A 25,232-nucleotide genomic window follows, 5' to 3' on the forward strand; every position below is an offset into this window, starting at 1 on the left:
CGCGCGCGGCGCGCTTGGGACGCAAGCCTCGTCGGGCTCACTCGAGGCTGACCTCCGCTGGAGACTTGTCGGGGCGCCATCCGCGCCAGCTCGGCTGCCTGAGCCGGCCACCGGCGGTCCATTCTGCGAACTCGACCTCCCCGACCAGTTCCGGTTCCACCCAGACCGCGCCCCGCGCATCCGCCGCCGGGATGTCGATGAACGGCGGGGTGTCACGCTCGCGGGACGCCAGCTCCTGGGCGGTCCGTTCGAGCTGTCGGTCGGTGAATCCTGTGCCGACACGGCCCACGTAGCGGAGTCCGTCCGGACCGGGGACGCCGAGCAGCAGCGAGCCGATGCTGTCGGCACGTCGTCCCCGTCCGGGACGCCATCCCCCGACGACAACTTCCTGGGACCTGTGGTGCTTGACCTTGACCCAGCTCTCGGACCTCCGGCCCGGACGGTAGGGGCTGTCGCGCCGCTTCGCCACGATGCCCTCCAGCCCGAGCTCAGCACTGCTCGTCAGCGCCAGCTTCGCGTCGCCTTCGACCACCGGAGGAACACGGAGCCCGCGATGCTCGCGCACGTCCTCGACAAGCAGGTCGCGCCGCTCCTCGTACGGTCGATCGATCAGGCTCTCGCCGTCAGCCTCGAGCAGGTCGAAGACGAAGTAGTGCACCGGCACCTCCGCGGCCGCCCGCTCGACGTCGCGCGGTGCGCGCAAGCCCATCCTCGACTGGAGTCGGCCGAAGTCAGGGCGTCCCCGGCGGTCCAACGCTACGACCTCGCCGTCCAGAACCGCCACCCGCCCGCTCAGGCTCGCGCGCAGTGCATCGGCGACCTCCGGGTACGCAGCCGTCACGTCATTGCCGTTCCTCGTCAGCAGCCGTGGCCCGTCGGGCTCGACGGATGCCACGATGCGGATGCCGTCCCATTTCATCTCGAACGCCCAGTCACCCTCGTCGTCGAAGACGCTCGTGTCACGCGAGGTCGCGAGCATGGGTGGGATCGAGGGCTTGGAGCGCTCGGTCCGCCTCGTGGTGCGGTGCGACGCTGTCGCACCCGTCCTCGGCGACTTCTCGGCTGACATCCGGTGCAGCAGCCAGTTGCTCTTGTCATCACCGCTCCCCCGCGTGTGGATGAGCGCAACCCGCGTCGGCTCCCCGAGCCCGCCAGCTGCCTCCCCGTGCAACGTGACGATGACCTCCTCACCCTCGCGCCATTTCTCGAGCTCGTAGGTTCCCGAATCCCAGATGTACACCTCGCCTGCCCCGTACTCGCCCTTCGGGATCGTGCCCTCGAAGGTGCCGTACTCCAGGGGGTGGTCTTCGGTCTGCACCGCCAGGTGGTTCTTCTTGGTGTCGGTTGGAATGCCCTTCGGCACAGCCCAGGAGACCAGCACGCCGTCGCGCTCGAGCCGGAAGTCGTAGTGAAGCCGTCTCGCGTGGTGCTCCTGGATGACGAAGCTCCGCCCGGATGAGGAAGGCGGGGCATCCGCCGGCACCGGTTCGTTCGTCTTCGACGCGTCGCGCATCGACCGGTAGCGCTCCAGCCGGTCTTGCCTGGCGGCCTCGGCGACGGGAGCGAGCGGGTCGGACCTGGTGCGCATCCGTGCCAGCACCTCGCCGAACTCGAGGTGGCGCAGCTGCGGGGAGGCCAGCTCGCGCCAGGTACGTGGGACGGCCACGGTCGGCCGCGCGCGCCCGCGGAGGGAGTACGGGGCGATGGTCGTCTTCGATGCGTTGTTCTGGCTCCAGTCGACGAGCACCTTGCCGGCCCGCAGGGTCTTCTTTATGTCGCTCACGATCAGGTCCGGATGGTCGGCCTCCAGCGACCTCGCGAGCTCGTGGGCAACCTGCGAGACTTCATCCGAGGTGTGGGCCCCGTCGAGGGCGGCGTACAGGTGGATGCCTTTGCTGCCGCTGGTCACGGGGACGGGGTCGAGGTCCATGCCCTGCAGGATCCGACGAGCAAGTCTCGCCACCTCGGCGCATTCGGGGAGGCCGGCACCCTCGCCCGGGTCGAGGTCCAGGACCAGGCGGTCGGGGTTCAGCGGCGTTCCGCCCGGACCGAAACGCCACTGAGGCACGTGCAGCTCGAGGGCGGCGACCTGCGCGAGCCAGGTGAGCGTCGCGACATCCCGCACGATGGGGTACTCGTTGCGGTGGTCCCGATGCTCGATCCCCTCCTTTGGCACCCACGCAGGGGCGCTCGCCTCGAGGTTCTTCTGGAAGAACACCTTGCCGGGGTGCTCCGCGGTCCCGACGCCGTCGACCCAGCGCTTGCGAGTCACGGGACGCTCCCGGACGTGCGGCAGCAGGAACGGCGCGATCTCCGCGTAGTAGGCGAGGACCTCGGCTTTCGTGGTGCCGGTCTCCGGGTAGAGCACCTTGTCGAGATTCGTGAGCGTCACACGGTGGCCGTCGACCGTCACGGTCTGCTTCGGGGTCGCCATCGGCCCAGGATGCACCCCGAGCCTGAGGCGATCACCGGTGAACACTCAGCGTCGGCTCGGCTCCCGAGCCACCGCGTCCGCTGTACTTGGAGCATGAGATCCATCTGGAAAGGCTCCATCGCATTCGGCCTCGTCAATGTCCCAGTGAAGCTGTACAGCGCGACGGAGGACCATGACGTGCACCTGCACCAGGTGCACGACAAGGACGGTGGGCGCATCCGCTATCAGCGACGCTGCGAGATCTGCGGGAAGGTGGTCGACTACGAGCACATCGACAAGGCGTACGCCGACGAGGACCGGACGGTCGTGCTCACCGAGGACGACCTCAGCTCGCTGCCAGAAGAGCGAAGCCGCGAGATCGACGTCGTCGAGTTCGTGCCGAGCGACCAGCTCGACCCGATCATGTTCGATCGCAGCTACTTCCTGGAGCCAGACTCGAAGTCGGCGAAGGCCTACGTGCTGCTGCGGAAGACTCTCGAGAAGACGGACAGAACCGCGATCGTGCACTTCTCGCTCCGGCAGAAGTCCCGGCTCGGCGCGCTCCGGACACGCGGCGACGTGCTCATGCTGCAATCGCTCCTCTGGGACGACGAGGTCCGGGAGGCGAACTTCGCGTCGCTCGACGAACGGGTGAGGATCTCGGCGAAGGAGCTGAAGATGTCTGCATCCCTCGTCGACTCCTTCGCGGCCGACTTCGCACCCGACCGGTTCACCGACGACTACCAGGAGCAGCTGCAGCAGCTCATCGACGCGAAGCTTGCGGAGGGCGACGCCCTCGATACCGCTGCCACCTTCGGCGAGACCGAGGATGACGACGAGTCGGGTGGGGAGGTCATCGACCTCATGGACGCGCTTCGACGGAGCATCGACAAGGGGCGGAGGACGCCATCCGACCGGGCCGGAGAGGAGGAGGGCGACACGAAGGAGGCAAAGGCGGGCGCAAGCAAGACCTCCACGAAGAAGACTGCGTCGAAGAAGAGCACGTCGAAGAAGAGCACGTCGAAGAAGACCTCCTCGACGAAGAGCGAGGCGACGAAGAGCGCTCACCGGAAGGCCGCGAGCAGCACGGCGAAGCCGGCCACGAAGAAGGCCGCAGGCAAGAAGGCAACGCCCCGCAAGGCAACGCCTGCGAAGGAGCGGAAGAGCGCCTGAGACGTCCTCCAGTTCACCGGGCGTTCACGCACGAGAAGTCCCCATGCGACACGGGGCGGGTACGGTGACGGCGATCTCGTCAGACGAACGCCCCAGGAGGACCCACGTGACACGACCTTGGCAGAAGCTCCTCGCGGTGGGAGCCGCGACGACGCTCACCGGAGGCGGCCTGCTCGTCGCAGCCGCTCCCCCGACCTTCGCAGCGCCCGGTGGAACAGAGCTCGTCATCAACGAGGCATACGGGGGCGGTGGCAATTCCGGTTCGCTGTACTCGAACGACTTCGTGGAGCTCTATAACCCGGGCCCCGCGGCGATCAGCGTCGACGGGTGGTCGGTCCAGTACTTCTCCGCGGGCGGGAACCTCGGCGGTGTGGCGGAGCTCTCCGGCACCGTCGCCCCGGCCTCGCACTATCTCGTCGCGCTGTCGGCCGGCACCTCGCAGACCGGCGAGCTCCCGGCGCCGGATGCGAGCGGGGAGATCGCCATGGGCGCGCGCGGAGGCATCGTCGCCCTGGCAGACACGACCGACGCGCTCACGCTCCCCGCGGGGACGGCCGCGGATGCTCTCGGAGTCGTCGACCTCGTCGGCTACGGCAGCGCGAGTGCCTTCGAGGGAGCCGCCCCGGCGCCGGAACTCGGCAATGCGCTCAGTGCCCAGCGCTCAGCTACGGGAGTCGACACCGACGAGAACTCGGCCGACTTCGTCGCGGCAGCACCGACGCCGGAGAACTCCGCGGGCGGCTCGACGACGACCCCAGCGCCGACGACGACTGCGGTTCCGACCGTCCCGCCGGAGGCGGAGCTCGTATCGATCGCGGAGATCCAGGGCACCGCCGCCGCCTCACCGTTCGTCGACCAGACGGTCACCACCGAGGGCGTCGTGACGGCGGTCTACGCCGAAGGTGGGCTCGGCGGCTTCAATATCCAGACGCCAGGTGTCTCAGACCCCACGACCCACATCGCCTCGACCGGGGTCTTCGTGTACGGCCCAGCCGCTGCCGCCACGGTCAGCATCGGCGATCGAGTCGCGGTCACCGGACGAGTCGGTGAGCGGTTCGAGTCGACCCAGATCAGTGCGAGCGGTGTCGAGCAGCTCGAAGTCCGCCAGGAGGACGTCGTCGAGCCCGTCGCGATCGAGTGGCCGGAGACCGACGAGGAGCGGGAACGCTACGAGGGGATGCTGCTCGCACCGTCTGGCACCTACCGGGTCTCGGAGAACTATGCGCTGAACCAGTACGGCGAGGTGGGGCTCTCCGTCGGGGAGCGGCTGCTCGTGACGCCGACCGAGGTCGGGGCTCCCGGCAGCGCCGAGGCAGTCGCGCAGGCCGAGTACAACGCCGCGCACAGCGTCATCCTCGACGACGGTGCCTCGACGGACTTCCTGAGACGGGAGAGCGGCAGCATGGTCAACGCGGCCATCCCCCTTCCCTACCTGAGTATCGAGACCCCCGTCACCGTCGGTGCGACGGCGACCTTCAGCCAGCCTGTCGTCGTTCACTACTCCTTCGACAGCTACCGCTTCCAGCCGACGACGACGCTGACGGGCACCGAGGATGCACCCGTCACCTTCTCCGACGCGCGAGAGGCCGGCCCTGATTCGGTCGGCGGCAGTCTGCAGCTCGGCACGTTCAACGTGCTCAACTACTTCACGAGCCTCGGTGTCGACTCCTGCGACCCGAGCCAGAGCTACACCGACCGTGAGGGCAACCCCATCAGCGCCAACGGATGCCTTCCGCGCGGTGCCTGGGACGCGGAGAACCTGGAGCGGCAGGAGTCGAAGATCGTCGCCGCGATCAACCAGCTCGACGCCGACATCGTCGCGCTCGAGGAGATCGAGGACTCCTCGGACTTCGGCAAGGATCGCGATGCGGCGCTCGTGGATATCGTGGATGCCCTCAACACCGCGGCCGGCGCAGACCGGTGGGCGCACGTGCCCTCCCCCGCGGACATTCCTGCGACGGGTGACGACGTCATCCGAACCGCCTTCATCTACCAGCCCGCGACGGTCGAGCTGAGCGGGTCCTCGAGCATCCTCGACGACCCGGCGTTCGTCAACGGACGCGCTCCGCTCGCACAGACGTTCTCGGATCCCGCGACGGACACCGACTTCATCGTCGTCGCCAACCACTTCAAGTCGAAGGGCGGCTCTGGCGAGGGCGACAACGCGGACGAGGACGACATCGTCGGGCCCGCCGGAGCCGTCGGCGGGTGGAACGGGGACCGGACGCGGCAGGCTCAGGCGCTTGCCGGCTTCGCGGAGGCGCAACGCGCCGAGCACGGCACGGACCTCCTGTTCCTCACCGGTGACTTCAACAGCTACTCGCAGGAGGACCCCCTGCGAGTGCTCGAGGACGCCGGCTACGAGAACCTCGGAGACCTGCGCAACAGGACCGCTGGCGAGCCCGGCTCGACGGGCACCGAGTACTCGTACAGCTTCGGCGGCACCGTCGGCTCACTCGATCACATCCTGGCGAGCGACGCAGCGGCCGGAGCAGTGACGGGAGCAGATGTGTGGACGATCAACGCGTACGAGCAGGTCGGCACCGAGTACAGCCGCTTCAACTCCAACGTCACCCAGCTCTACTCGGATGACGTCTACCGGTCGTCCGACCACAACCCGTTCCTGATCGGCCTCGACTTCTCCGTCGCGCCGACGCCGACCGAGACCGTAGGCCCGGCACCCACCGAGACGGCAGGCCCGGCGCCGACCGAGACGGTGGCTCCTGAGCCCACGCAGACCGACGGGACCGTGCCAGGAGTGTCGCCCTCGGCGAGCGCGATCCCGCCGGCGGCTGGCGGGCCGACGCCCAGCCAGCCGACTGCCCCAGGGAACCCAGGGTCGGACGGACAGCAGCTGGCCACCACCGGCGTCGAGCTCGGCACCATCCTGCCCATCACGGCCGGCGCCACGCTGCTCGCGGGCGCACTTGCATTCCTGCTGAGGCGCCGCGTGGACCGCGCCTGACCTGATGGCCTGGGGTGAGTGCTGACTCGCCTCGAGGGAGACGATAGGCCGTGGAGCGCACTCGCTTCACGGCCTGTCGTCAGGAGTCAGAACGCGCAGTGCGGGATCACGGTCCCGAGTCGCTCCCCGACTGCTCGGAGGGCGTGGGCTCACCGGTCGGCTGCGGATCGACAGGCTCATCGGTGGGATCAGGGGCCGGCGGCTGAGTCGGCTCTGGCGTCTCGACCGGCGCGGGTGGCGTCGTGCCGCCTCCGGATCCGTCCGGAACCGGCTGCGACGTCAGGGTCGGCGTGGCCGGCTCCGAGGGTGCGGGTGCCTGCGTGGGGGCGTCGACGCCCGAGTCGTCGATGGGCTCCTCCGGAACGCTCGTGTCCTCACCCTGTTGCGTGTCGACCGCCGCGCTGTGCGAGCTCTGGGCTGCCGTCGCCTGCCGCACGACCGACGAGATCCCGGTCGTGCGCGCGCGATCATCCGCTGCATCCGCGAGCTCGATGAGCGCTGCGTCGTACGCGGTCAGGATGTCCGCGGAAGCGAGCGTGACCTGCAGCCGGTGCTCTCGTCCCAGGGCGAGCGTGCTCGTCGCCATGCCACCGACGGCGTTCTGCAGTGCGGTGTACGAGGTCTGCAGCGCGTTCGACTCCGACGACGTCGAACTCAGCGCATCCTTGACCTGACCGAGGGCGTCTTCGAGCGCGACCTTCTCGGCCGTCCCGACCCGCTCCGACGGGAGGCTGGCGAGCGGCTGAGCGAGCATGTGCAGGTTGACGACGTCACTGGAGCTGGCGCTCGCCACGGCGGCACTCGCCGTCGCGGGGACGGCCACGGTCTCGACGGGCGCTGCGACATCGCCTCCCTGGCCGTTCGTGACGGTCAGGGCAGCGACGACCGCGCCGACCGCGATGACGCTCATCGTCGCGGCCGCGAGCTCACCCGGGCGCTTCTTGACGAACGCCACTATGGCGTTCGAGGTCTCCCCGTTCGACATCCGGCTCCTCCAAGACGTTCTAGCGGCGCGCATTCCGCGCACAGCTTCCCTAAGAGTAAGACGATCGCGCCGAAAGTCGAAGTCAGAACTGCCCGCGTCGCTCAGGAAACTCAGAGCCAGATGAAGTGGAGGAAGATCGACAGCGCGAGGATGGTGGTGGCGACCAGCGCGCACATGAGCTCGATGACCATGCCGAGACCGAGCGCCTTGACCGCAGTCCAGCTCGAGTCAAGGGCCGCGCGGAATTCACGCACTCGCGCGTACTCAGAGGCCACGAGACCGGCCGCGAAGCCGATCGGAAGTCCGAACGCCGGGAGCACGAACAGGCCGACGATGCCGGCTGCGAGGCCGATGAGCACTGATCGGTTCGGGACCTGCTTCTTCTTGAGCCCACGCCCCGTGAGCACCCAGCCGATGATCATGCCCGTGATGAGCAGCGCGGCTCCGACCCCGAACGCCACCCAGACGGGCCAGCTGCCCGCGAAGATCGCCCACACGAGGAAGCCGATGACGATGGTGATGCTGCCGGGCAGCACGGGCACGATGATGCCGATGACGCCGACGATCGCGAGGACCACGGCGACGATGGCTGCGATCACGGGGGCATTCATGACTCAACCGTATCGGTTCCCGAACGCACCCCTGGGTAGCTGCAGACGAGAACGGGGGCCGTGCATCCACACGAACGTGGATGCACGGCCCCCGAAGGCCGTCCGCGTGATCAGCGGGACAGCGCGTAACCGGTCTCGCCGTGCACGACCACGTCGACCCCGGCCACTTCATCCTCGTGACGCACCCGGAAGCCGATGGTCTTCTGGATGGCCCAGGCCACGAGGAAGCTCACTCCGAAGGAGTACAGGAGGACGCCGAGCGATGCGATGAGCTGGACGATGAGCTGCTCGACCCCGCCACCGGTGAAGAGCCCGGTGTCGAAGGCGAAGAGTCCAGGCCAGATGGACCCGACGAGACCGCCGACGAGGTGGAGGCCGACGACGTCGAGCGAGTCATCGAAGCCGAGCTTGAACTTCAGCTCGATGGCGAACGCGCAGAGGCCGCCCGAGACGAGGCCGAGGAGGAGCGCCCAGCCCGGCGTCAGCACGGCGCACGCCGGCGTGATAGCGACGAGACCCGCGATCGCACCGGATGCGGCGCCGATCGACGTCGCCTTGCCGTTGCGCAGCTTCTCGACCATGATCCAGCCGAGGATGCCCGCAGCAGGAGCGGCGATGGTGTTGATGAAGAGCAGTCCGGGGCCGGGGAACTCCGAGCCGCCGAGGTCGCCCCATGCGGCACCGACGTTGAAGCCGAACCAGCCGAACCACAGGATCGCGGTACCCAGGAGCACGAGCGGCACGTTGTGGGGCTGTGTGATGCCCTTCGCGAAGCCGACGCGCTTGCCGAGGACCAACGCGAGTGCGAGTGCTGCCGCGCCTGCGTTGATGTGCACGGCCGTTCCACCTGCGTAGTCGATGACCTCGATGCCCTCGAAGCCGAGCTGGGTGCCGAGTTGCATGATCCAGCCGCCACCCCAGACCCAGGCGGCGACTGGGAAGTAGACGAACGTGGCGAAGATGCCGGCGAAGAGCATCCAGGAACCGAACTTCGCGCGGTCCGCGATGGCCCCGGAGATCAGCGCGGTCGTGATGATTGCGAACGTGCCACCGTACGCGGCACCAGCGGTCGCATTGCTGTCCTGGATGAGGTTGGTCAGCGCGAAGTCAGAGAAGGGGTCCCCAGCGAACTGGAAGAAGGAGTCGCCAGACACGGACGACATGTTGTAGCCGTACAGGATCCACAGCACGGCGACGAGGCCGAGCGCCCCGAACGAGAGCATCATCATGCTGACGACGCTCTTCTCCTTGACCATGCCGCCGTAGAAGAGGGCGAGTCCTGGTGTCATGAAGAGCACAAGCGCTGCGCTGATCATCAGCCACGCGGTTCCACCGGTATCCATTGCATCCTCGCTTTCGCCACCCGTGCTGCGGCCTGGAGGACGCGTCGTCGTGACACGGTGTGGGGAGATGCTTCGAGTCTGCTGGGGGCTCGTGTCGCTGGTGGGGCGGTGTCGTTTCGATCATGTTTCCGAGCGACCCTGCATGTTACGAGTCTGTGTCGGGAACGGAATCGGATCGGCGCGACCGGAACTCAGACGGAGGCGGCCTGCTCCTGAGCCGTCGAGGCGATGAGGCGCGAGACGCAGCGCAGGTACTTCTTTCGGTAGCCGCCGTCGAGCATCCCACCCCCGAAGATCTGGTCGAGCGCGAGACCGGAAGCGGCGATCGGGATCTGGGCGTCGTAGACGCGGTCGATGAAGGCGACGAAGCGCAGCGCCTCGGCCTGATCGGTGAGCTCGTGCACGTCTCGGAGTGCGAGGAGGTCGACGTTCTCGACGAGGCGCACGTACTTCGAGGGGTGGACGGTCGCAAGGTGCTGGACGAGCTCGTCGAAGCTGTCGTAGGCGACGCTCTTCCCGTCGGCGACCGCTTCATCGACGAGCACGTCCAGCCGTTCGGCTGGAGTGACGGCCGCGTGGCCCGACATGTCGCGCCGTCGGTAGTCGGTGCCATCGATGCGCAGCGTGTCGAACACGCCGGCGAGCTTCGTGATCTCGCGCAGGAAGTCTGATGCCGCGAAGCGTCCCTCGCCGAGCGCGTTCGGCGGGGTGTTGCTCGTCGCGGCGACGCTCGTGCCGGAGTCCACGAGCTCCCCGAGGAGCCGGGACATGACCATCGTGTCGCCCGGGTCGTCGAGCTCGAACTCGTCGATGGCGATGAGGCTCGTGCCCTTGAGCGAGCGGACGGCTTCTGCGTAGCCGAGGGCTCCGACGAGCGCCGTGTACTCGATGAACGTGCCGAAGTACTTGCGCCCGGGGTGGGCGTGCCAGATGGAGGCGAGGAGATGCGTCTTGCCGACACCGAACCCGCCGTCGAGGTAGATGCCCGGCTTGACGGGCGGTGCCTTCTTGAGGAACCCGAAGAGCCCCTTGCTCCCGGAGTTCGCGGCGGCCTTGACCCCGGCGAAACGCTCGCCCGCCTCGACGGCGGCTGCCTGCGAGGGGTACTCGGGGTCCGGTCGATACGTGGAGAACTGAGCCCCGTCGAACTGCCGGGGAGGCACGAGGTCCTTCACCATCTCTGCCGCCGTGACGGTCGGTGAGAGTTCGGTCAGGTGCAGCAAGCGGCCTTCGCCCACGGAGTCCTCGTACTTTCCAGTGACAGGTGCCCGATGCGGGCCCAACAAATCCTACCGTCACCCGCTCCCCCGGTCGTCCCAAATCGATGGGCCGGTACCGTGGTCACATGCACGACGTCACGCTGCCAGAACCGCTCGAGCTGCTCCGCGAAGAGCTTCTCGATGTGTCACCCCGCGATCGCCTCGAGCTCCTCGCCGAGATCGGCGCCGAGCTTCCAGCAGTCGAACCCGCCGAGGCCGAGACGTTCGAGCGCGTCATTGAATGCCAGTCACCGGTGTACCTCGACGTCTCGCTGGGCCGCGACGCACGCGTCCGGCTGCGTATCTCGGTCCCGCCGGGCGCGCCCATGACGCGCGGCTTCGCGGCGGCTCTCGTACAGGGCGTCGACGGTCATGAGCCAGCTGCGCTCCTCGGACTCCCTGAGGACCTGCCGAGCGTCCTCGGCCTGGGCGACCTCGTCTCACCGCTCCGCCGCAGCGGGATGGTCGCTCTGCAGGCGCGCGCGAAGAGGCAGCTGCTCGAGCGCATCGCCGCCGACGAGCGCGCGTAGGGACCGTCTCGCGTCTCAGAACGTCGCGAGCCATTCGTCCAGCGACCGCTCCCAGCGCCCGCTGTCGACGTTCCAGAGGCGCGTGTGCAGTGCGCGCTCGAATTCGCGGTACGTGACAAGGTCGGGCCGGCGGCGTGCCACCTCTCTACTCGCGTCGACCGGCACGACGGTGTCCGCGCTGGAGTGGAAGAGGAGGATGGGCACGCGAAGCTCCTCGAGCCGGTTCGGGATCTCGAGCTCAGCGAGCGGGATCGGCGCCTCGAGGCCGAGCAGAGGGCGCGCGAGGGGACTCCCGATGAGCCAGACGCCGAGCGCCGTCACCGCTCTGGGAAGCCGCATGGCTCGACCCTGGTACCGGAGTATCGAACGCCAGCTCAAGGCGGGCGACTCCAGGAAGATGCCTGCGACGAGCTCGCGGTGCCGCGCATTGAGCGACGCCTGCACAACGGTTCCGCCCCCCATGGACCATCCGACCAGGATGATCCGCTTGGCGCCGCGCTCCGCGGCCCAGTCCATCGCGGACTCCACGTCGCGCCACTCCGTCGCACCGAGACCGAACTTCCCGTCGGGCGATGGAGGTGCGAGCGCGTCATTCCGGTAGCTCACCACCAGCGAGTTCCAGCCTCGACCTCGAAACAGCGGGACTGCGCGCAGGGGCTCGGTCATGACGGCGCCCCGACCGTGCACGTGGATCGCCCACGAATCGCTGGCATGCGCCGCCGGGATCAGCCAGGCGGGCATCGCCCCGAGCGGGGTCTGCACGTCGACCCAGCGCCACGGCAGATCGAGGTCCCGCACCCAGAGCTGTGGAGCCGACGCAAGGCGAACGGATCGGACGCGCTCGAGCTGCGCGCCCTGCTCGCCCCAGTAGCGCCTGGTCACCGTGCGCTCCGACTCGTCGACGACGGCTCCGACGTTGGCCCTGCCCGTCTCCGCCGCGAAGACCAGACTGTAGTGGCCGGGTGCCGCCGTCTCAGGGGTGCGGGCGAGGGTGACCGTGCCCGCCTGCCTGTCAACCCGGAGCAGGCGCACCGGGTCCTTGCGGCGCCGTGGAGGCGTGACGACGGCGCGCGCAACCATGGTGGCCGCCGTGCCGGAGATGGCGACGAGGCCGACGACGACTGCGCCGAGGGTCGCCGCGGCGAGCTTCGCAGCAGGCGCGGTCGACTCAGCCGAGACACGTTTGGCGGCACACATCACGACGATGATCGCGCATAGTGCCCGTGAACACGCCGAACGGCTGGCGCGCCGCTTACGGCGCGCCTGATCTGCGTTGCAGAAGGCCAGGCCTAGTCTCGTCGCGTGGTTGTCCCGTTGCATCGATCTGCCCCGGAGTTCGAGGCCGCCGTAGAGGCGGTCCGTGCGGCCGAGTTCCGCTCTGCCCTCACGGTGAGCGAGATCCGTCCCCCAGCGAACCTGGCCCCCGAATCGCTCGCGCTCTCCGGAGACGTGCGACCAACTGCCCACGCCAGCGACTCAGAGCTCGGCACCGGCAGGTTCATCTTGCTCCATGACGAGAGCGAGCCGGAGGCGTGGCGCGGAGCGTTCCGCGTCGTCTGCTTCGCGCAAGCTCCCCTTGAGCCCGAGATCGGCGTCGACCCCTTCCTCGCGCCCGTCGCGTGGTCCTGGCTCATGGATGCACTCGAGTCCAGGGGGGCCGCCTTCGAGCATCCCTCCGGAACGGCGACGACCATCAACGGTCGTGGTTTCGGTGAGCTCGAAGAGCAGGGAGAGGGCGCGCAGATCGAGCTGCGCGCATCCTGGACGCCTCGCGAGACCGACCTCGCCGCTCACGCAGAGGCCTGGGGGGAGCTGCTGTGCCTCCTGGCAGGCATGCCGCCCGAAGCTGAGGCAGACGACGGCGTCCAGGTGCTGCGGCACCTCCGAAAGGCAAAAGATGGGGCTTGACGCAGACCGCCTGAAGGAAGGCGGACTCGACGTGATCGAAACTGAAGACCAGCTCAGGGCGGGGCTGGACAGGCTCGCCGCTGGAACTGGGCCCGTCGCCGTGGACGCCGAACGCGCATCCGGCTATCGGTACTCGGAACGCGCCTACCTCGTTCAGCTGTTCCGTCGCGGAAGCGGCACGCTGCTGATCGATCCGATCGCGACGGGGTCGCTTGCTCGCCTGCAGGAGATCATCGGCGAGGAGGAGTGGATCTTCCACGCGGCCACCCAGGACCTGCCATGCCTGCGCGAACTCGAGCTGAACCCGACCCTCATCTTCGATACCGAGCTCGCCGCGCGGCTGCTCGGGTACGAGCGCGTGGGCCTCGGCGCCGTCATCGAGCGCCTGCTCGGCATCTCGCTCGAGAAGGCGCACTCCGCGGCAGACTGGTCGACGAGACCGCTCCCGGAGTCGTGGCTCGCCTACGCGGCCCTCGACGTGGAACTGCTCATCGACGTCCGCGACCAGCTGCACCAGGAACTGGTGGAGGCCGGGAAGCTGGAAGCTGCTCGAGAAGAGTTCGCCGACATCCTGACGCGTGAGCTGGGGGTCAAGAAGCCAGACGCCTGGCGTCGGATCGGCGGCATCAGCAGGCTCCGCAGCCCTCGTGCGCTTGCCGTCGCCAAAGAGCTCTGGCTCTCGCGCGATGAGATGGCGAGAAGCTCCGACACCGCGCCTGGGCGCCTCTTCCCGGATCGCGCACTTGCGGCAGTTGCGACGGCGATGCCCCGGACGCGTGGCGAGCTGGCGCGACTGAAGGAGTTCACGGGGCGGGCATCCAGAACCCAACTCGATCGCTGGTGGGGTGCCGTGGAGCGCGGGCTGACGACGGACGAGATGCCGCCGCAGGCGCCGCGTGACCCCGACCGCATGCCGCACCACCGCCAGTGGGAGCAGCGGGCTCCTGAAGCAGACCGCCGCCTGAAGCTCGCTCGCGAGTTCCTCGTGGCCCATGCCGAGGAGCTCCACATGCCGGTCGAGAACCTGCTGACACCCGAGCTCCTCAGGCGTGCGGCGTGGAGCCCGCACCAGCCGGTCTCGGCAGAGACGGTCGCCGAGCACCTGCGTGACCTCGGCGCTCGACCGTGGCAGACCAGCGAGGTTGCACAGGGAATCGCCGCCGCTTTTGTAGAAGCTGACCAATTGACTTCCACTCCGGACGGAGAGGCTTCGTAGCTTCGCACGAGGCATTGGCTTCCCATCAGGCGGGCATCCATAGGATGACCGAGTCAATAGATGCTTGGAGGCAGTGTGGCCAATCGAGAAGTGTTGTTCATCGACGGCGTTCGGACCCCCTTCGGACGTGCTGGCGAGAAGGGCATGTACTGGAAGACCCGTGCGGACGACCTCGCGGTCAAGGCGATCAAGGGTCTCCTCGACCGGAACCCGCAGATCCCGCACGACCGCTACGACGACGTCGCCATCGCCGCGACCACGCAGCAGGGTGACCAGGGCCTGACCCTCGGCCGCTCGACTGCCATCCTCGCCGGTCTCCCGAACACGGTCCCGGGTCTCGCGATCGACCGGATGTGCGCCGGCGCGATGACGGCGGTCACGACCATGGGCTCCGGCGTCGGGTTCGGCGCGTACGACGTCACGATCGCTGGCGGAGTCGAGCACATGGGTCGGCACCCGCTCGGCATCGGCGCAGACCCGAACCCGAGGTTCGTCGCCGAGCAGCTCGTGAGCGGTGACGCCCTCAACATGGGCAAGACCGCCGAGCGCCTGCACGACCGCTTCCCGCAGCTCACGCGCGAGCGCAGCGACCGCTACGCCATGCGCAGCCAGCAGAAGGCTGCCGCCGCGTACGACAACGACCAGCTGCAGCCCGACCTCATCCCCGTCGCCATCGAGTCAGAGGCTGGCTGGGGACTCGCGACGCGAGACGAGACGCTGCGGCCCGAGACGAACATGGAGACGCTCTCCACGCTGAAGACGCCCTTCCGCCCGCACGGTCGAGTCACCGCAGGGAACGCCAGCGGGCTGAACGACGGCGCGACTGCCGCGATCATCGCCTCGAGTGCCGCCGCCAAGGAGTTCGGCCTGCAGCCCAAGATGCGCATGGTCACATTCGCGTTCGCCGGCGTCCAGCCCGAGGTCATGGGCCTCGGCCCCGTGCCCTCGACCGAGAAGGCCCTCGCACGGGCCGGCATGACCATCGACGACATCGGCCTCTTCGAGTTGAACGAGGCATTCGCCGTCCAGGTGCTGTCCTTCCTCGACCACTACGGCATCGACGACGACGACCCATCCGTGAACCCGTACGGCGGTGCCATCGCGATCGGCCACCCGCTGGCCTCATCCGGCGTCCGCCTGATGACCCAGCTCGCGAAGCAGTTCGAGGAGCACCCCGAGGTCCGCTTCGGCCTGACTGCCATGTGCGTCGGCCTCGGACAGGGCGGCACCGTCATCTGGGAGAACCCGAACTGGAACGGCAAGTCGCACGCACGCCGAGGCTTCGGCAAGAAGGGACGCTGATCACCATGGCAACCGATCTCCGAGCACGCTACGCTCCCCTGCTCGCCATGAGCACCGACGAGGTCGTGACGCACTCGCTTGTCCGCGACGTCACTCTGCCGAGCGGTCGGACACTGGCGCTCATCACGCTCGACAACGGCCACGACTACACGCGGCCGAATACGCTCGGCCCGGAGACCCTCGCCGAGCTCGGCGAGGTGCTCTCGCGCCTGCGCGCCCGAGCGTCGTCCCATGACATCGACGCGGTCGCCATCACCGGCAAGCGCTTCAACTTCGCGGCGGGCGCAGACCTCTCCAACGTCGGCTCGATCCCCAACCGCGACGTCGCACTGCAGCTCGCGCAGCTCGGCCACGAGGTGCTCGGCTCGCTCGGCAGGCTCGGCGTGCCCAGCTTCACCTTCTACAACGGACTCGCGCTCGGCGGCGGCGTGGAGATCGGCCTGAACTCCGACTACCGCACCGTCGATGCCACCGTTCCGGCGTTCGCCCTGCCGGAGACGTTCCTCGGCCTCGTCCCCGGGTGGGGAGGCGCCAGCATCCTGCCGAATCTCATCGGCATCGAGAACGCGCTCAAGGTCATCATCGAGAACCCCCTCAAGCAGAACCGGATGCTCAAAGGCCCACAGGTCGCCGAGCTCGGCATCGCGGATGCGATCTTCCCCAGCCTCAACTTCCTCGAGGACTCCCTCGCCTGGGCGGACAAGGTCATCGGCGGGGACATCGAGGTCAAGCGCCCGCACGCCCCGGGGCGTCTCGAGCGACTCGCGAAGTGGGACCTCGCACTCGGGGTCGCGCGGAGGACACTGGAGGAGAAGCTCGGCACGGTCGCGCTCGCACCCTACCGGGCCCTCGACCTCCTCAAGCTGGCGAAGGGCGATGACCGCGCAAAGGGATTCGCGGCTGAAGACGAGGCGCTTGCCGACCTCATCTCCGGCGACCAGTTCGTGGCGTCGATCTACGCGTTCAACCTCGTCCAGAAGCGCGCCAAGCGTCCAGCAGGGGCGCCGGACAAGGCACTGGCACGCCCGGTCAACAAGGTCGGCGTCATCGGCGCCGGGCTCATGGCCACACAGTTCGCGACGCTCTTCGTCCGACGATTGAAGGTGCCGGTGGTCATCACCGACCTCGACCAGGCGCGGGTCGACTCGGGTGTCGCCGCCGTGCGTCGCGAACTCGAGAAGCTGCACGAGAAGGGCCGGATCGATGGCGACGAGTACGGACGCCTCACCGGGCTCGTGCACGGGACCACCGACAGGAGCCAGTTCGCCGACTGCGACTGGGTCATCGAGGCGGTCTTCGAGGAGCTCGGCGTGAAGCAGCAGGTCTTCTCGGACTTCGAGAAGATCGTGGGACCCGAGGCCATCCTGGCCACGAACACCTCGTCGTTGTCGGTCGCGCAGATCGGCGCCCAGCTCGAGCATCCGGAGCGCCTGGTCGGCTTCCACTTCTTCAACCCGGTCGCGCAGATGCCCCTCATCGAGGTGGTGAGGACGCAGAGCACCGACGACGCGACACTCGCCACGGCGATGGCGACGGCCAAGAACCTCAAGAAGACCGCCGTCATCACGAGGGACGCGCCCGGCTTCGTCGTGAACCGCGTCCTCGCGAAGGTGCTCGGCGAGGCGATGAACGCCGTCGATACCGGAACCTCGTTCGAGACGGTCGACCACGCGCTCGACCGCATCGGCCTGCCCATGACGCCGTTCGAGCTCCTCGAGCTCGTCGGCCTGAAGGTGGGAGCACACGTCCTCGACACCCACCACGCCGCGTTCCCCGACCGATTCTTCGAGTCGGAGAACCTGCACAGGCTCGCGGATTACGGCAAGCTCTACGACCGCGACGGGAAGGGCAAGAAGAAGGGCTTCGACAAGAAGGCCGTGCAGATCGTCGCGGGCGGCAAGACGCCGATGACCGCGGAGTCGTTCGCGGAGCGGGTCGAGGTCGGCCTCGCCGACGAGATCAAGCGAATGCTCGACGAGCAGGTCGTCGCGGCTCCTGAGGACATCGATCTGTGCCTCATCCTGGGCGCAGGCTACCCATTCCAGGCCGGCGGCATCACACCGTACCTCGACCGGATCGGAGCCTCAGAGAAGGCGTTCGGCGGCACCTTCCACACGCCGCCCATCCGTGGGGCGGCCTCGCGCTGATCTGGGGCGCGAACACCGAAGGCGCCTCCCTGCCCGACACGGGTGGGGAGGCGCCTTCGTCGATCGAGGCTAGTGCGCGGCGTGGTACTTGACCGGTTCCGGCAGGCCGGCCTCGGCACGGATGCGCCGCGAGAGCCGCTCGAGCGAGGTCAGGGCCGCGATCACGTCGTCGGCGGTCACCGCGAACGGCATGTTGTGGATGGTCTCCCCCGGCACCGTCGCGGCCTCGGCGATGAGCCTGAGCTCGTGCTTGTCGTCGGTCGAGAGCCCGATCTCGGTGAGGGTCGTCGGCAGCCCGAGCTTCGTGGTGAAGACGATGAAGTCGCGGATCTCCTCCTCCGGCGCGCCCTCGAGGATGAGCTGTGCGATGGACCCGATGTTGACCTTCTCCCCGTGCTGGAGGCCGTGTGTCTGCGGGGCCGCCGTCAGTCCGTTGTGGATCGCGTGCGCGGCGGCGAGGCCGCCTGACTCGAAGCCGAGCCCCGAGAGCAGGGTGTTCGCCTCGATGGCACGGTCGAGCGCTGGTGTCACGACGCCGTCCTCCACCGCGTCGAGCGCGGTCGGTGCGTTCTCCCAGAGCACGTCCCAGCTGAGCTTCGCCAGCGCCGTGCCGGTCTGTGTCGGGAGTCCGCCTGCCATCGTCTTGGAGTTCGAGCGGCTCGTGGCGCGCGCTTCGAGCCAGGTGGCGAGGGCATCGCCGAAGCCCGCGACGAGGAACCGGGCGGGAGCGTCAGCGACGAGCTGCGAGTCGATCAGCACGAGGTCGGGGTTGCGAGGGAAGAAGCGGTACTCCTCGAACTCGCCTGACTCGGTGTAGACCACGGCGAGCGCGGAGGTCGGCGCGTCGGTGGACGCGACGGTCGGCACGCTCACCCACCGGATTCCAGCCAGGAAGCCCGCCGCCTTCGCCGCGTCGATCGTGCTGCCGCCACCGACGGCGACGATGACGTCGCTGCCGCTCTGCGTGATCACGTCAACGATCCGGTCGATCTCACCGGACGAGGCGACACCGTTGAACCGTTCGCGAGGCACCTCGGCGCCCCCACCGGTGAAGGAGGTCGTCAGGCGTTCGCCGAGCAGGTCCCAGACGAAGTCGTCGGTCAGGAGCAGCGGTGTCTGGCCGATCTGCTCGACGAACTCGCCGAGGCGCGCCAGCGCGCCCTTGCCCTGCACGTATCGGCCAGGGCTGAGGACTGTGCGGATGGGGGTCTCATTCGTCATGGGGAACTCCTTCGTGATCGGAAATCGCCCCAACGCTAACCAGCGCAGATGGGTGCAGACCACAGCTGTTCTCAGCGACGGAGAACCGAGAGCGTGTAGGCGAACGCCGAAGGGCGGAGCCTCGCGGCTCCGCCCTTCGGTCCTCCAGTGCTGCTGCTGGCTACGCCGCGGCGAGCTGGCGGAGCACGTACTGCAGGATTCCACCGTTGCGGTAGTAGTCGGCCTCACCAGGGGTGTCGATGCGGACGACGGCGTCGAACTCGATCGTCTGCTTGCCCTCAGGCGAGTCGGACGTGGGCTCGGCGATGACGTGCACCGTCTTGGGCGTGAAGCCCTCGTTGAGCTGCTCGATGCCCTGGATGGAGATCGACTCCGTGCCGTCGAGACCGAGCGATGCCCAGGTCTCGCCAACGGGGAACTGCAGCGGAACGACTCCCATGCCGATGAGGTTCGAGCGGTGGATGCGCTCGAAGCTCTCGACGATCACGGCGCGGACGCCGAGGAGGCTCGTGCCCTTGGCGGCCCAGTCGCGAGACGAGCCGGAGCCGTACTCCTTGCCTCCGAGGACGACCAGCGGTGTGCCGGCTTCCGCGTAGTTCTGGGCTGCGTCGTAGATGAACGACTGCGGTCCGTCTGCCTGGGTGAAGTCGCGGGTGTACCCGCCCTCGACGCCGTCGAGGAGCTGGTTCTTGAGGCGGATGTTCGCGAACGTGCCGCGGATCATGATCTCGTGGTTGCCGCGACGCGAGCCGTAGGAGTTGAAGTCCTTGCGGTCGACGCCGTGCTCGGAGAGATAGCGGCCAGCGGGGCTGTCCGCCTTGATCGAGCCAGCTGGGCTGATGTGGTCGGTCGTGACCGAGTCGCCGAGCTTCGCGAGCACGCGGGCACCCTTGATGTCGGTGACCGGCGTCAGCTCCATGACCATGCCGTCGAAGTACGGGGGCTTGCGCACGTACGTCGACTGGTCGTCCCATTCGAACGTGGCGCCGGTCGGAGTCGGCAGCGAGCGCCAGCGCTCGTCGCCATCGAACACGGCACCGTACTCGCGCGTGAACATGTCCGTGTCGATCGACGTGTCGATCGTCGACTGCACCTCGTCAGCGGACGGCCAGATCTCGCTGAGGAAGACGTCCTTGCCGTCGGAGTCCGTGCCGAGTGGCTGGGTCTCGAAGTCGAAGTCCATGGTGCCTGCCAGCGCGTACGCGATGACGAGCGGCGGGGAGGCCAGGTAGTTCATCTTCACGTCGGGGTTGATGCGCCCCTCGAAGTTGCGGTTTCCGGAGAGGACCGCCGTGACGGCGAGATCGTTGTCGTTGATCGCTTCGGAGATCTCCTCGTTCAGCGGTCCCGAGTTGCCGATGCAGGTCGTGCAGCCGTAGCCCACGGTGTAGAAGCCGAGCGCCTCGAGCGAGTCGGTCAGACCGGCCTTCTCGTAGTAGTTCGTCACGACCTTGGAGCCGGGAGCGAGCGTGGTCTTGACCCATGGCTTCGCCTTGAGTCCGCGTTCGCTCGCCTTCTTCGCGAGGAGACCGGCTGCGAGCATGACCGAGGGGTTCGAGGTGTTCGTGCAGCTCGTGATGGCGGCGATGGCCACGGAGCCGTGGTCGATCGTGTAGTTCTGGCCGTCGGAGCCCTGCACCTGCACGGGCTTGCGCTCGTGCGAGAAGGTCGGGGCGGTGTGCCGCTCGCGGACATCCGAGTCGTCGGAGCCCGGCGTGAGCTTGGCAGGGTCGGATGCCGGGAAGCTGTCCTCGCCGGCGACATCGACGAGACCGAAGTCCTCGGCGGTGTAGTCGGTCAGGTCGGCGCCGAACTGGCCCTTGGCCTTCGAGAGCTCGATGCGGTCCTGCGGGCGACGCGGGCCGGCGATCGATGGAACGACCGTCGAGAGGTCGAGCTCCAGGTACTCCGAGTAGGAGAGCTCCTTGCTCGGGTCGTGCCAGAGGTGCTGTTCCTTCGCGTACGCCTCGACGAGCTTGACCTGCTCCTCGCTGCGGCCCGTGAGCCGCAGGTAGTTGAGGGTCTCGTCGTCGATCGGGAACATCGCGGCCGTCGAACCGAACTCGGGGCTCATGTTGCCGATGGTGGCGCGGTTGGCGAGCGGCACTGCCCCGACACCCTCGCCGTAGAACTCGACGAACTTGCCGACGACGCCGTGCTTGCGCAGCAGGTCGGTGATCGTGAGGACGACGTCGGTCGCCGTCACGCCCATGGGGATCTGGCCCTTGAGCTTGAAGCCGACGACCTTGGGGATGAGCATCGACACGGGCTGGCCGAGCATGGCCGCCTCTGCCTCGATGCCGCCGACTCCCCAGCCGAGCACGCCGAGGCCGTTGACCATCGTCGTGTGCGAGTCGGTGCCGACCAGCGTGTCCGGGTAGGCCTGCAGGACGCCGCCGACCTCGCGGACGAAGGTGACGCGCGCCAGGTACTCGATGTTGACCTGGTGGACGATGCCGGTTCCCGGGGGGACGACCTTGAAGTCCTCGAAGGCCGTCTGGCCCCAGCGAAGGAACTGGTAGCGCTCGCCGTTGCGCTGGTACTCGATCTCGACGTTGCGCTCGAGCGCATCCGCCTGGCCGAAGAGGTCGGCGATGACCGAGTGGTCGATGACGAGCTCAGCAGGAGCAAGCGGGTTGACCTTCTCGGGGTCGCCGCCGAGCTGGGTGACGGCCTCGCGCATGGTGGCGAGGTCGACGATGCAGGGAACGCCGGTGAAGTCCTGGAGGACGACTCGGGCGGGCGAGAACTGGATCTCGGTGTCTGGGTCTGCCGTCGGCACCCACGAACCGAGCTTCTGGATCTGCTCTGCGGTCACGTTCGCACCGTCTTCGGTGCGGAGGAGGTTCTCGAGGAGAACCTTGAGGCTGAAGGGGAGCTTCTCGAAGCCCTCAACCTTGTCGATGCGGAAGATCTCGTACTCGGTGCCGTCGACACTGAGCGTGTCCTTGGCCCCGAAGCTGTTGACTGCGGTCACGTCTCGGCTCCTTCTTTGCAACTCTGGGTGCGCGGCCCGCGCCCAGCAATCATCTCGCGTCTCGCCGTGGCTTGCCTCGAAGGTGATCCTGAGTTGATCGAGACGCTTTTATCTTGACATCAAGATACTTTACCTGCTTCACTCTGCGCACGAGACCGCGACGCGCTCAGCAAGGCTCGCACGAAGAGCACCGTGACGACGAGGACCACCGCGTACATGGGGGTTCCCATGAGCAGCCGCGCGAGCCCCAGCGCCTCGACGTTGCCAGCGAAGTAGAGCGGCAGCTGCACGACGAGGCGCAGCGCGAAGAACCCGACCCAGACGAGCGTGATGATGGACATCCACCGCAGCATCGAACGGTCTTGACGCCAGCTCGAGCCCTGGCCGGTGATGAGGCCGGTGACGAGGCCGATCACCGGCCAGCGGACGAGAACCGAGACCAGCAGGGCAGCCCCGTACGCCGCGTTGGTGTAGAAGCCCACGAGGTAGAAGTTCTCACCCCGACCGGTGGTCATGGCGAGGACGCCCGAGATCAGCAGCGCGACGAGGCCCGAGATGGCCGGGACGACCGGCTCCTTCTGCAGGGCCCGGACGAGGATGAACAGCAGACCGAGTGCCGCAGGCGCGATGACCGCGACCCACAGCTCGGTTCCGAGCGTGAAGAGGACGAGGAACACGATGCCTGGCAGCAGGGTCTCGATGAGTCCCCGGACACCGCCCATGGCAGCGAGCAGGGACGCGCCGCTGATACCGCCTTCGGTGAGCCGCCCGAGCGAGGACGACTTCGCCACCTCCTCGAGCTTGCGCATGTTCGGCGCATCAGCGGGCGACTGCGCGGCGTCCGCCCTATCACCGTCCGGCTGCGTCATGCCTTCTCGGCCGCTCCGGATGCGGCATCTTCCGTGGCTGTCTTCGATGTGGGGTCTGCCATAGCCTTCGGCACGACGAGCGTCAGGAGCTCTCGCGGTGGCAGCGGGGCGTCTCCGCGCACGACGACGACGCTCCGGAAGAGCTCGACCAGCTCGACTCGCGTGGCCTCATCACGGAGCGCCTTCCCCGTGAGCACGCCACGGAGGAACCAGCGAGGCCCATCCACGCCGAAGAAGCGCGCAGAGCGCGTCTGGGACGATGCCGCGCCCTTCACGACGACGGGGATCTTCGTGTCGAGCACCGGGCCCAGGATGCCGTCGACCTCTTCTGCAGTACCGCCCTGCTTGCGCACCTGCTCGGCGAGCTGAGCCATGATCGAATGCCACAGACCGGTCGATCGCGGAGCCGCGAACGCCTGGATCTGCATCGTCGATTCCTTGTAGTCGAGGGCGACCGCGACGAGTCGCTTGGTCTTCTCCTCGACCTCGAGTCGGAGACCGAGCCCCTCGCGGGCGGGGATCCGCAGCGCACCCAGGTCGACGTATCGCTTCGCCGGGCTGGCCTCGCTGATGTCGAACGGTCCCCGAGTCTCGCGATCGATGGGAGCGGACTTCGCCTCGTCGTCGTCCTGGTCGTCGTCGTCGAGCTCGCCCTCGAGCTCCGCTTCGTCGAGCAGCTCGTCGTCGACGGTCAGCTTGTCGGCCTTCTCCGGCTTCTCTTCTTCCTTCTTGAGGAAATCAAACAGTCCCATGGTGAGCCTCCTGGTCAGATGCGTAGCCGGTGGAGCCGAAACCGCCCTCGCCGCGCTGTGAGGCGGAGAGCTGCTCGGTCTGGATGAAGTTCACCGGTGCCAGCTGCATCACCACGAGCTGGGCGATGCGGTCGCCCGCGGCGATGGCGTACGTCTCGGTCGAGTCGGTGTTGAGAATGATGACCTTGATCTCTCCGCGGTACCCGGAGTCGATCGTGCCAGGGGCGTTCACGAGGGTGATGCCGTGCTTGGCTGCGAGCCCCGACCGCGGCATGACGAAGCCGACGGTCCCGTCAGGCAGCGCGAGCCGAACACCCGTGCCGACGACAGCTCGCTGGCCGGGGGCCAGGGTGACCGGCTCGGTGGCGGTCAGGTCGGCACCGGCGTCGCCAGGCTGGGCGAACGCGGGGAGGACGCCCGAGACGGGCACATCTATGACAAAGCTCACCGTACGAGCCTAGCTGAGGCGTGACCGGATCGTGATCTGACAGCGATGCCCGGCAAAGCGTGATCCAATATCGGCATGCCAGTTTTCCACGAGCGCCTGTGGCCCGCCGCCTGGGTCTACGCCGTCGGCTTCCTCATGGTGCCTGCCGTCATCCTCGTCTTCACGCCCATCAACTTCTTGATCGGCGCCGCCATCGCGGTGACGCTGTACGCGGCCTTCCTGACGCTGATCCTGGCGTACTCCCCCATCATCGAGGTCACTGCGACTCAGGTGCGCGTCGCCGGGGCGCACGTCCCGCTGAACTTCACCGGACAGTGCATCCCCCACACCACCAGGGAGAAGGCCCGTCTGGCGGCAGGTCCGGAGCTCGATCTGCGCGCGTGGCTGTGCATCAGAGGATGGATTCCGACCTCGCTCACGATCGAGATCACGGATGAGGCGGACCCGGTCCCGTACTGGCTGGTGTCGACGCGCAGGCCGACCGAGCTCGCCTCGGCGATCACGGAAGCTCGCTCGCGGGCGCCACGACAAGCTGGCTGAACCGCCAGCTGCCCTCTCGTGCAACCAGAAAGACCGAAGCCGCATCCGGTGAGATGCGGCTTCGGTCGTGAGTCGTGCGGGCGGTCAGGCCGTCGCGCAGTCGTGGCACACGGGTCCGAGTGCCGAGTTCTTCTCGAGCTGGGAACGGTGCTTGACGAGGAAGCACTCGACGCAGGTGAACTCGTCGGCCTGCGGCGGGATCACCACGGTCTCGAGCTCGACGTCTGCGAGGTCCGCAGCCGAGAGGTCGAAGCTGCCGGGGTTGTCAGCGTCCTCGGCGTCAACGCTGCCGGAGAGACGATCCGGCACTCGCTCCTTCAGCGCCTCGATGGACTCTGCGTCATCGTCGGTCTTGCGAGGTGCGTCGTAGTCGGTCGCCATACCTATCCAAATCTCTTCAAACGAGGGGAACTCCCCCAGGCGCGGCAATTGTGCACGACTCAGGGGTGAAACTCAAACCCAGGTGAGCGGTGTTCGCGCGGAGCGAGATCAAATGTCCTCCCGACTTGGACGGCGCGCCCCTCGGCTCCTCGCTTGCACCGCCCCGGCGTGTGATGCTGTGCCCCAGGAATC

General features: G+C 67.8%; 20 protein-coding genes. 8 read left to right on the plus strand and 12 right to left on the minus strand.

Annotated features, from left to right (window positions below; translation table 11 throughout):
* Positions 1-37: 37 nt before the first annotated feature.
* Positions 38-2,434, minus strand: a complete 2,397-nt coding sequence (locus F8O03_RS09005; RefSeq protein ID WP_151423540.1) for an ATP-dependent DNA ligase — start codon at positions 2,432-2,434, stop codon at positions 38-40.
* Positions 2,435-2,527: 93 nt separating this feature from the next.
* Between F8O03_RS09005 and ku the strand changes: the two genes are divergently transcribed.
* On the plus strand, positions 2,528-3,586 hold the full coding sequence (ku, locus tag F8O03_RS09010) for a non-homologous end joining protein Ku (protein WP_151423541.1): 1,059 nt from the start codon (positions 2,528-2,530) through the stop codon (positions 3,584-3,586).
* Between the two features lie 106 nt (positions 3,587-3,692).
* Positions 3,693-6,551, plus strand: coding sequence for an ExeM/NucH family extracellular endonuclease (locus F8O03_RS09015; RefSeq protein WP_167516526.1), 2,859 nt, complete (start codon positions 3,693-3,695; stop codon positions 6,549-6,551).
* A 106-nt stretch (positions 6,552-6,657) separates the two neighbouring features.
* Here the strand turns inward: F8O03_RS09015 and F8O03_RS09020 are convergent, their stop codons facing one another.
* The 4 genes from F8O03_RS09020 to zapE form a co-directional block, all read right to left on the minus strand.
* The gene (locus F8O03_RS09020; RefSeq protein ID WP_151423543.1) at positions 6,658-7,536 is read right to left on the minus strand and encodes a superantigen-like protein SSL4; all 879 of its coding nucleotides are present in this window, start codon (positions 7,534-7,536) and stop codon (positions 6,658-6,660) included.
* A gap of 110 nt (positions 7,537-7,646) precedes the next feature.
* A complete protein-coding gene (locus tag F8O03_RS09025) occupies positions 7,647-8,147 on the minus strand; it encodes a DUF456 domain-containing protein (RefSeq protein WP_151423544.1) in 501 nt (166 codons plus the stop codon).
* Positions 8,148-8,257: 110 nt separating this feature from the next.
* Entirely contained in the window at positions 8,258-9,490 is a 1,233-nt protein-coding gene (locus F8O03_RS09030; protein WP_104253315.1) for an ammonium transporter, read from the minus strand.
* Between the two features lie 191 nt (positions 9,491-9,681).
* The gene (zapE, locus tag F8O03_RS09035; RefSeq protein WP_151423650.1) at positions 9,682-10,668 is read right to left on the minus strand and encodes a cell division protein ZapE; all 987 of its coding nucleotides are present in this window, start codon (positions 10,666-10,668) and stop codon (positions 9,682-9,684) included.
* A 167-nt stretch (positions 10,669-10,835) separates the two neighbouring features.
* Between zapE and F8O03_RS09040 the strand changes: the two genes are divergently transcribed.
* Entirely contained in the window at positions 10,836-11,279 is a 444-nt protein-coding gene (locus tag F8O03_RS09040; protein WP_151423545.1) for a SufE family protein, read from the plus strand.
* Positions 11,280-11,294: 15 nt separating this feature from the next.
* Here F8O03_RS09040 and F8O03_RS09045 read toward each other — a convergent pair whose 3' ends face one another.
* Complete coding sequence (locus tag F8O03_RS09045) at positions 11,295-12,476, minus strand: alpha/beta hydrolase family protein (RefSeq protein ID WP_151423546.1); 1,182 nt, start codon at positions 12,474-12,476, stop codon at positions 11,295-11,297.
* Between the two features lie 105 nt (positions 12,477-12,581).
* Here F8O03_RS09045 and F8O03_RS09050 point away from each other — a divergent pair, with 105 nt between their 5' ends.
* The 4 genes from F8O03_RS09050 to F8O03_RS09065 all read left to right on the plus strand — a co-directional run bounded on the left by F8O03_RS09050 (position 12,582) and on the right by F8O03_RS09065 (position 17,852).
* Positions 12,582-13,187 (plus strand): DUF3000 domain-containing protein, encoded by a 606-nt coding sequence (locus F8O03_RS09050; protein ID WP_104253318.1) that lies wholly within the window; start codon positions 12,582-12,584, stop codon positions 13,185-13,187.
* A gap of 31 nt (positions 13,188-13,218) precedes the next feature.
* Entirely contained in the window at positions 13,219-14,403 is a 1,185-nt protein-coding gene (locus tag F8O03_RS09055) for a ribonuclease D (protein WP_244296103.1), read from the plus strand.
* A gap of 75 nt (positions 14,404-14,478) precedes the next feature.
* A complete protein-coding gene (locus F8O03_RS09060; RefSeq protein ID WP_280115572.1) occupies positions 14,479-15,705 on the plus strand; it encodes a thiolase family protein in 1,227 nt (408 codons plus the stop codon).
* A 5-nt stretch (positions 15,706-15,710) separates the two neighbouring features.
* Entirely contained in the window at positions 15,711-17,852 is a 2,142-nt protein-coding gene (locus tag F8O03_RS09065) for a 3-hydroxyacyl-CoA dehydrogenase NAD-binding domain-containing protein (protein ID WP_151423549.1), read from the plus strand.
* A gap of 69 nt (positions 17,853-17,921) precedes the next feature.
* Here the strand turns inward: F8O03_RS09065 and F8O03_RS09070 are convergent, their stop codons facing one another.
* The 5 genes from F8O03_RS09070 to dut all read right to left on the minus strand — a co-directional run bounded on the left by F8O03_RS09070 (position 17,922) and on the right by dut (position 24,107).
* On the minus strand, positions 17,922-19,073 hold the full coding sequence (locus tag F8O03_RS09070; protein ID WP_151423550.1) for a glycerol dehydrogenase: 1,152 nt from the start codon (positions 19,071-19,073) through the stop codon (positions 17,922-17,924).
* Positions 19,074-19,233: 160 nt separating this feature from the next.
* Positions 19,234-22,050, minus strand: a complete 2,817-nt coding sequence (gene acnA, locus F8O03_RS09075; RefSeq protein ID WP_151423551.1) for an aconitate hydratase AcnA — start codon at positions 22,048-22,050, stop codon at positions 19,234-19,236.
* Positions 22,051-22,169: 119 nt separating this feature from the next.
* A complete protein-coding gene (locus F8O03_RS09080; RefSeq protein WP_151423552.1) occupies positions 22,170-22,919 on the minus strand; it encodes a DUF3159 domain-containing protein in 750 nt (249 codons plus the stop codon).
* A complete protein-coding gene (locus F8O03_RS09085; RefSeq protein WP_151423553.1) occupies positions 22,916-23,671 on the minus strand; it encodes a DUF3710 domain-containing protein in 756 nt (251 codons plus the stop codon). Before F8O03_RS09085 ends, F8O03_RS09080 begins: the two co-directional genes overlap by 4 nt.
* Positions 23,658-24,107: a dUTP diphosphatase gene (gene dut / locus F8O03_RS09090; protein ID WP_151423653.1), complete on the minus strand. Its 450-nt coding sequence runs from the start codon at positions 24,105-24,107 to the stop codon at positions 23,658-23,660. The genes F8O03_RS09085 and dut overlap by 14 nt, the downstream gene beginning before the upstream one ends.
* 87 nt (positions 24,108-24,194) lie before the next feature.
* On the opposite strand from dut, the gene F8O03_RS09095 reads away from it, so the two are divergent.
* A complete protein-coding gene (locus tag F8O03_RS09095; RefSeq protein ID WP_151423554.1) occupies positions 24,195-24,659 on the plus strand; it encodes a DUF3093 domain-containing protein in 465 nt (154 codons plus the stop codon).
* Between the two features lie 84 nt (positions 24,660-24,743).
* Here the strand turns inward: F8O03_RS09095 and F8O03_RS09100 are convergent, their stop codons facing one another.
* Positions 24,744-25,040 (minus strand): DUF4193 domain-containing protein, encoded by a 297-nt coding sequence (locus tag F8O03_RS09100; RefSeq protein WP_104253327.1) that lies wholly within the window; start codon positions 25,038-25,040, stop codon positions 24,744-24,746.
* Between the last annotated feature and the right edge of the window lie 192 nt (positions 25,041-25,232).

The sequence above is a fragment of the Pseudoclavibacter terrae genome, from assembly GCF_008831075.1.
Lineage (GTDB): Bacteria > Actinomycetota > Actinomycetes > Actinomycetales > Microbacteriaceae > Pseudoclavibacter > Pseudoclavibacter terrae.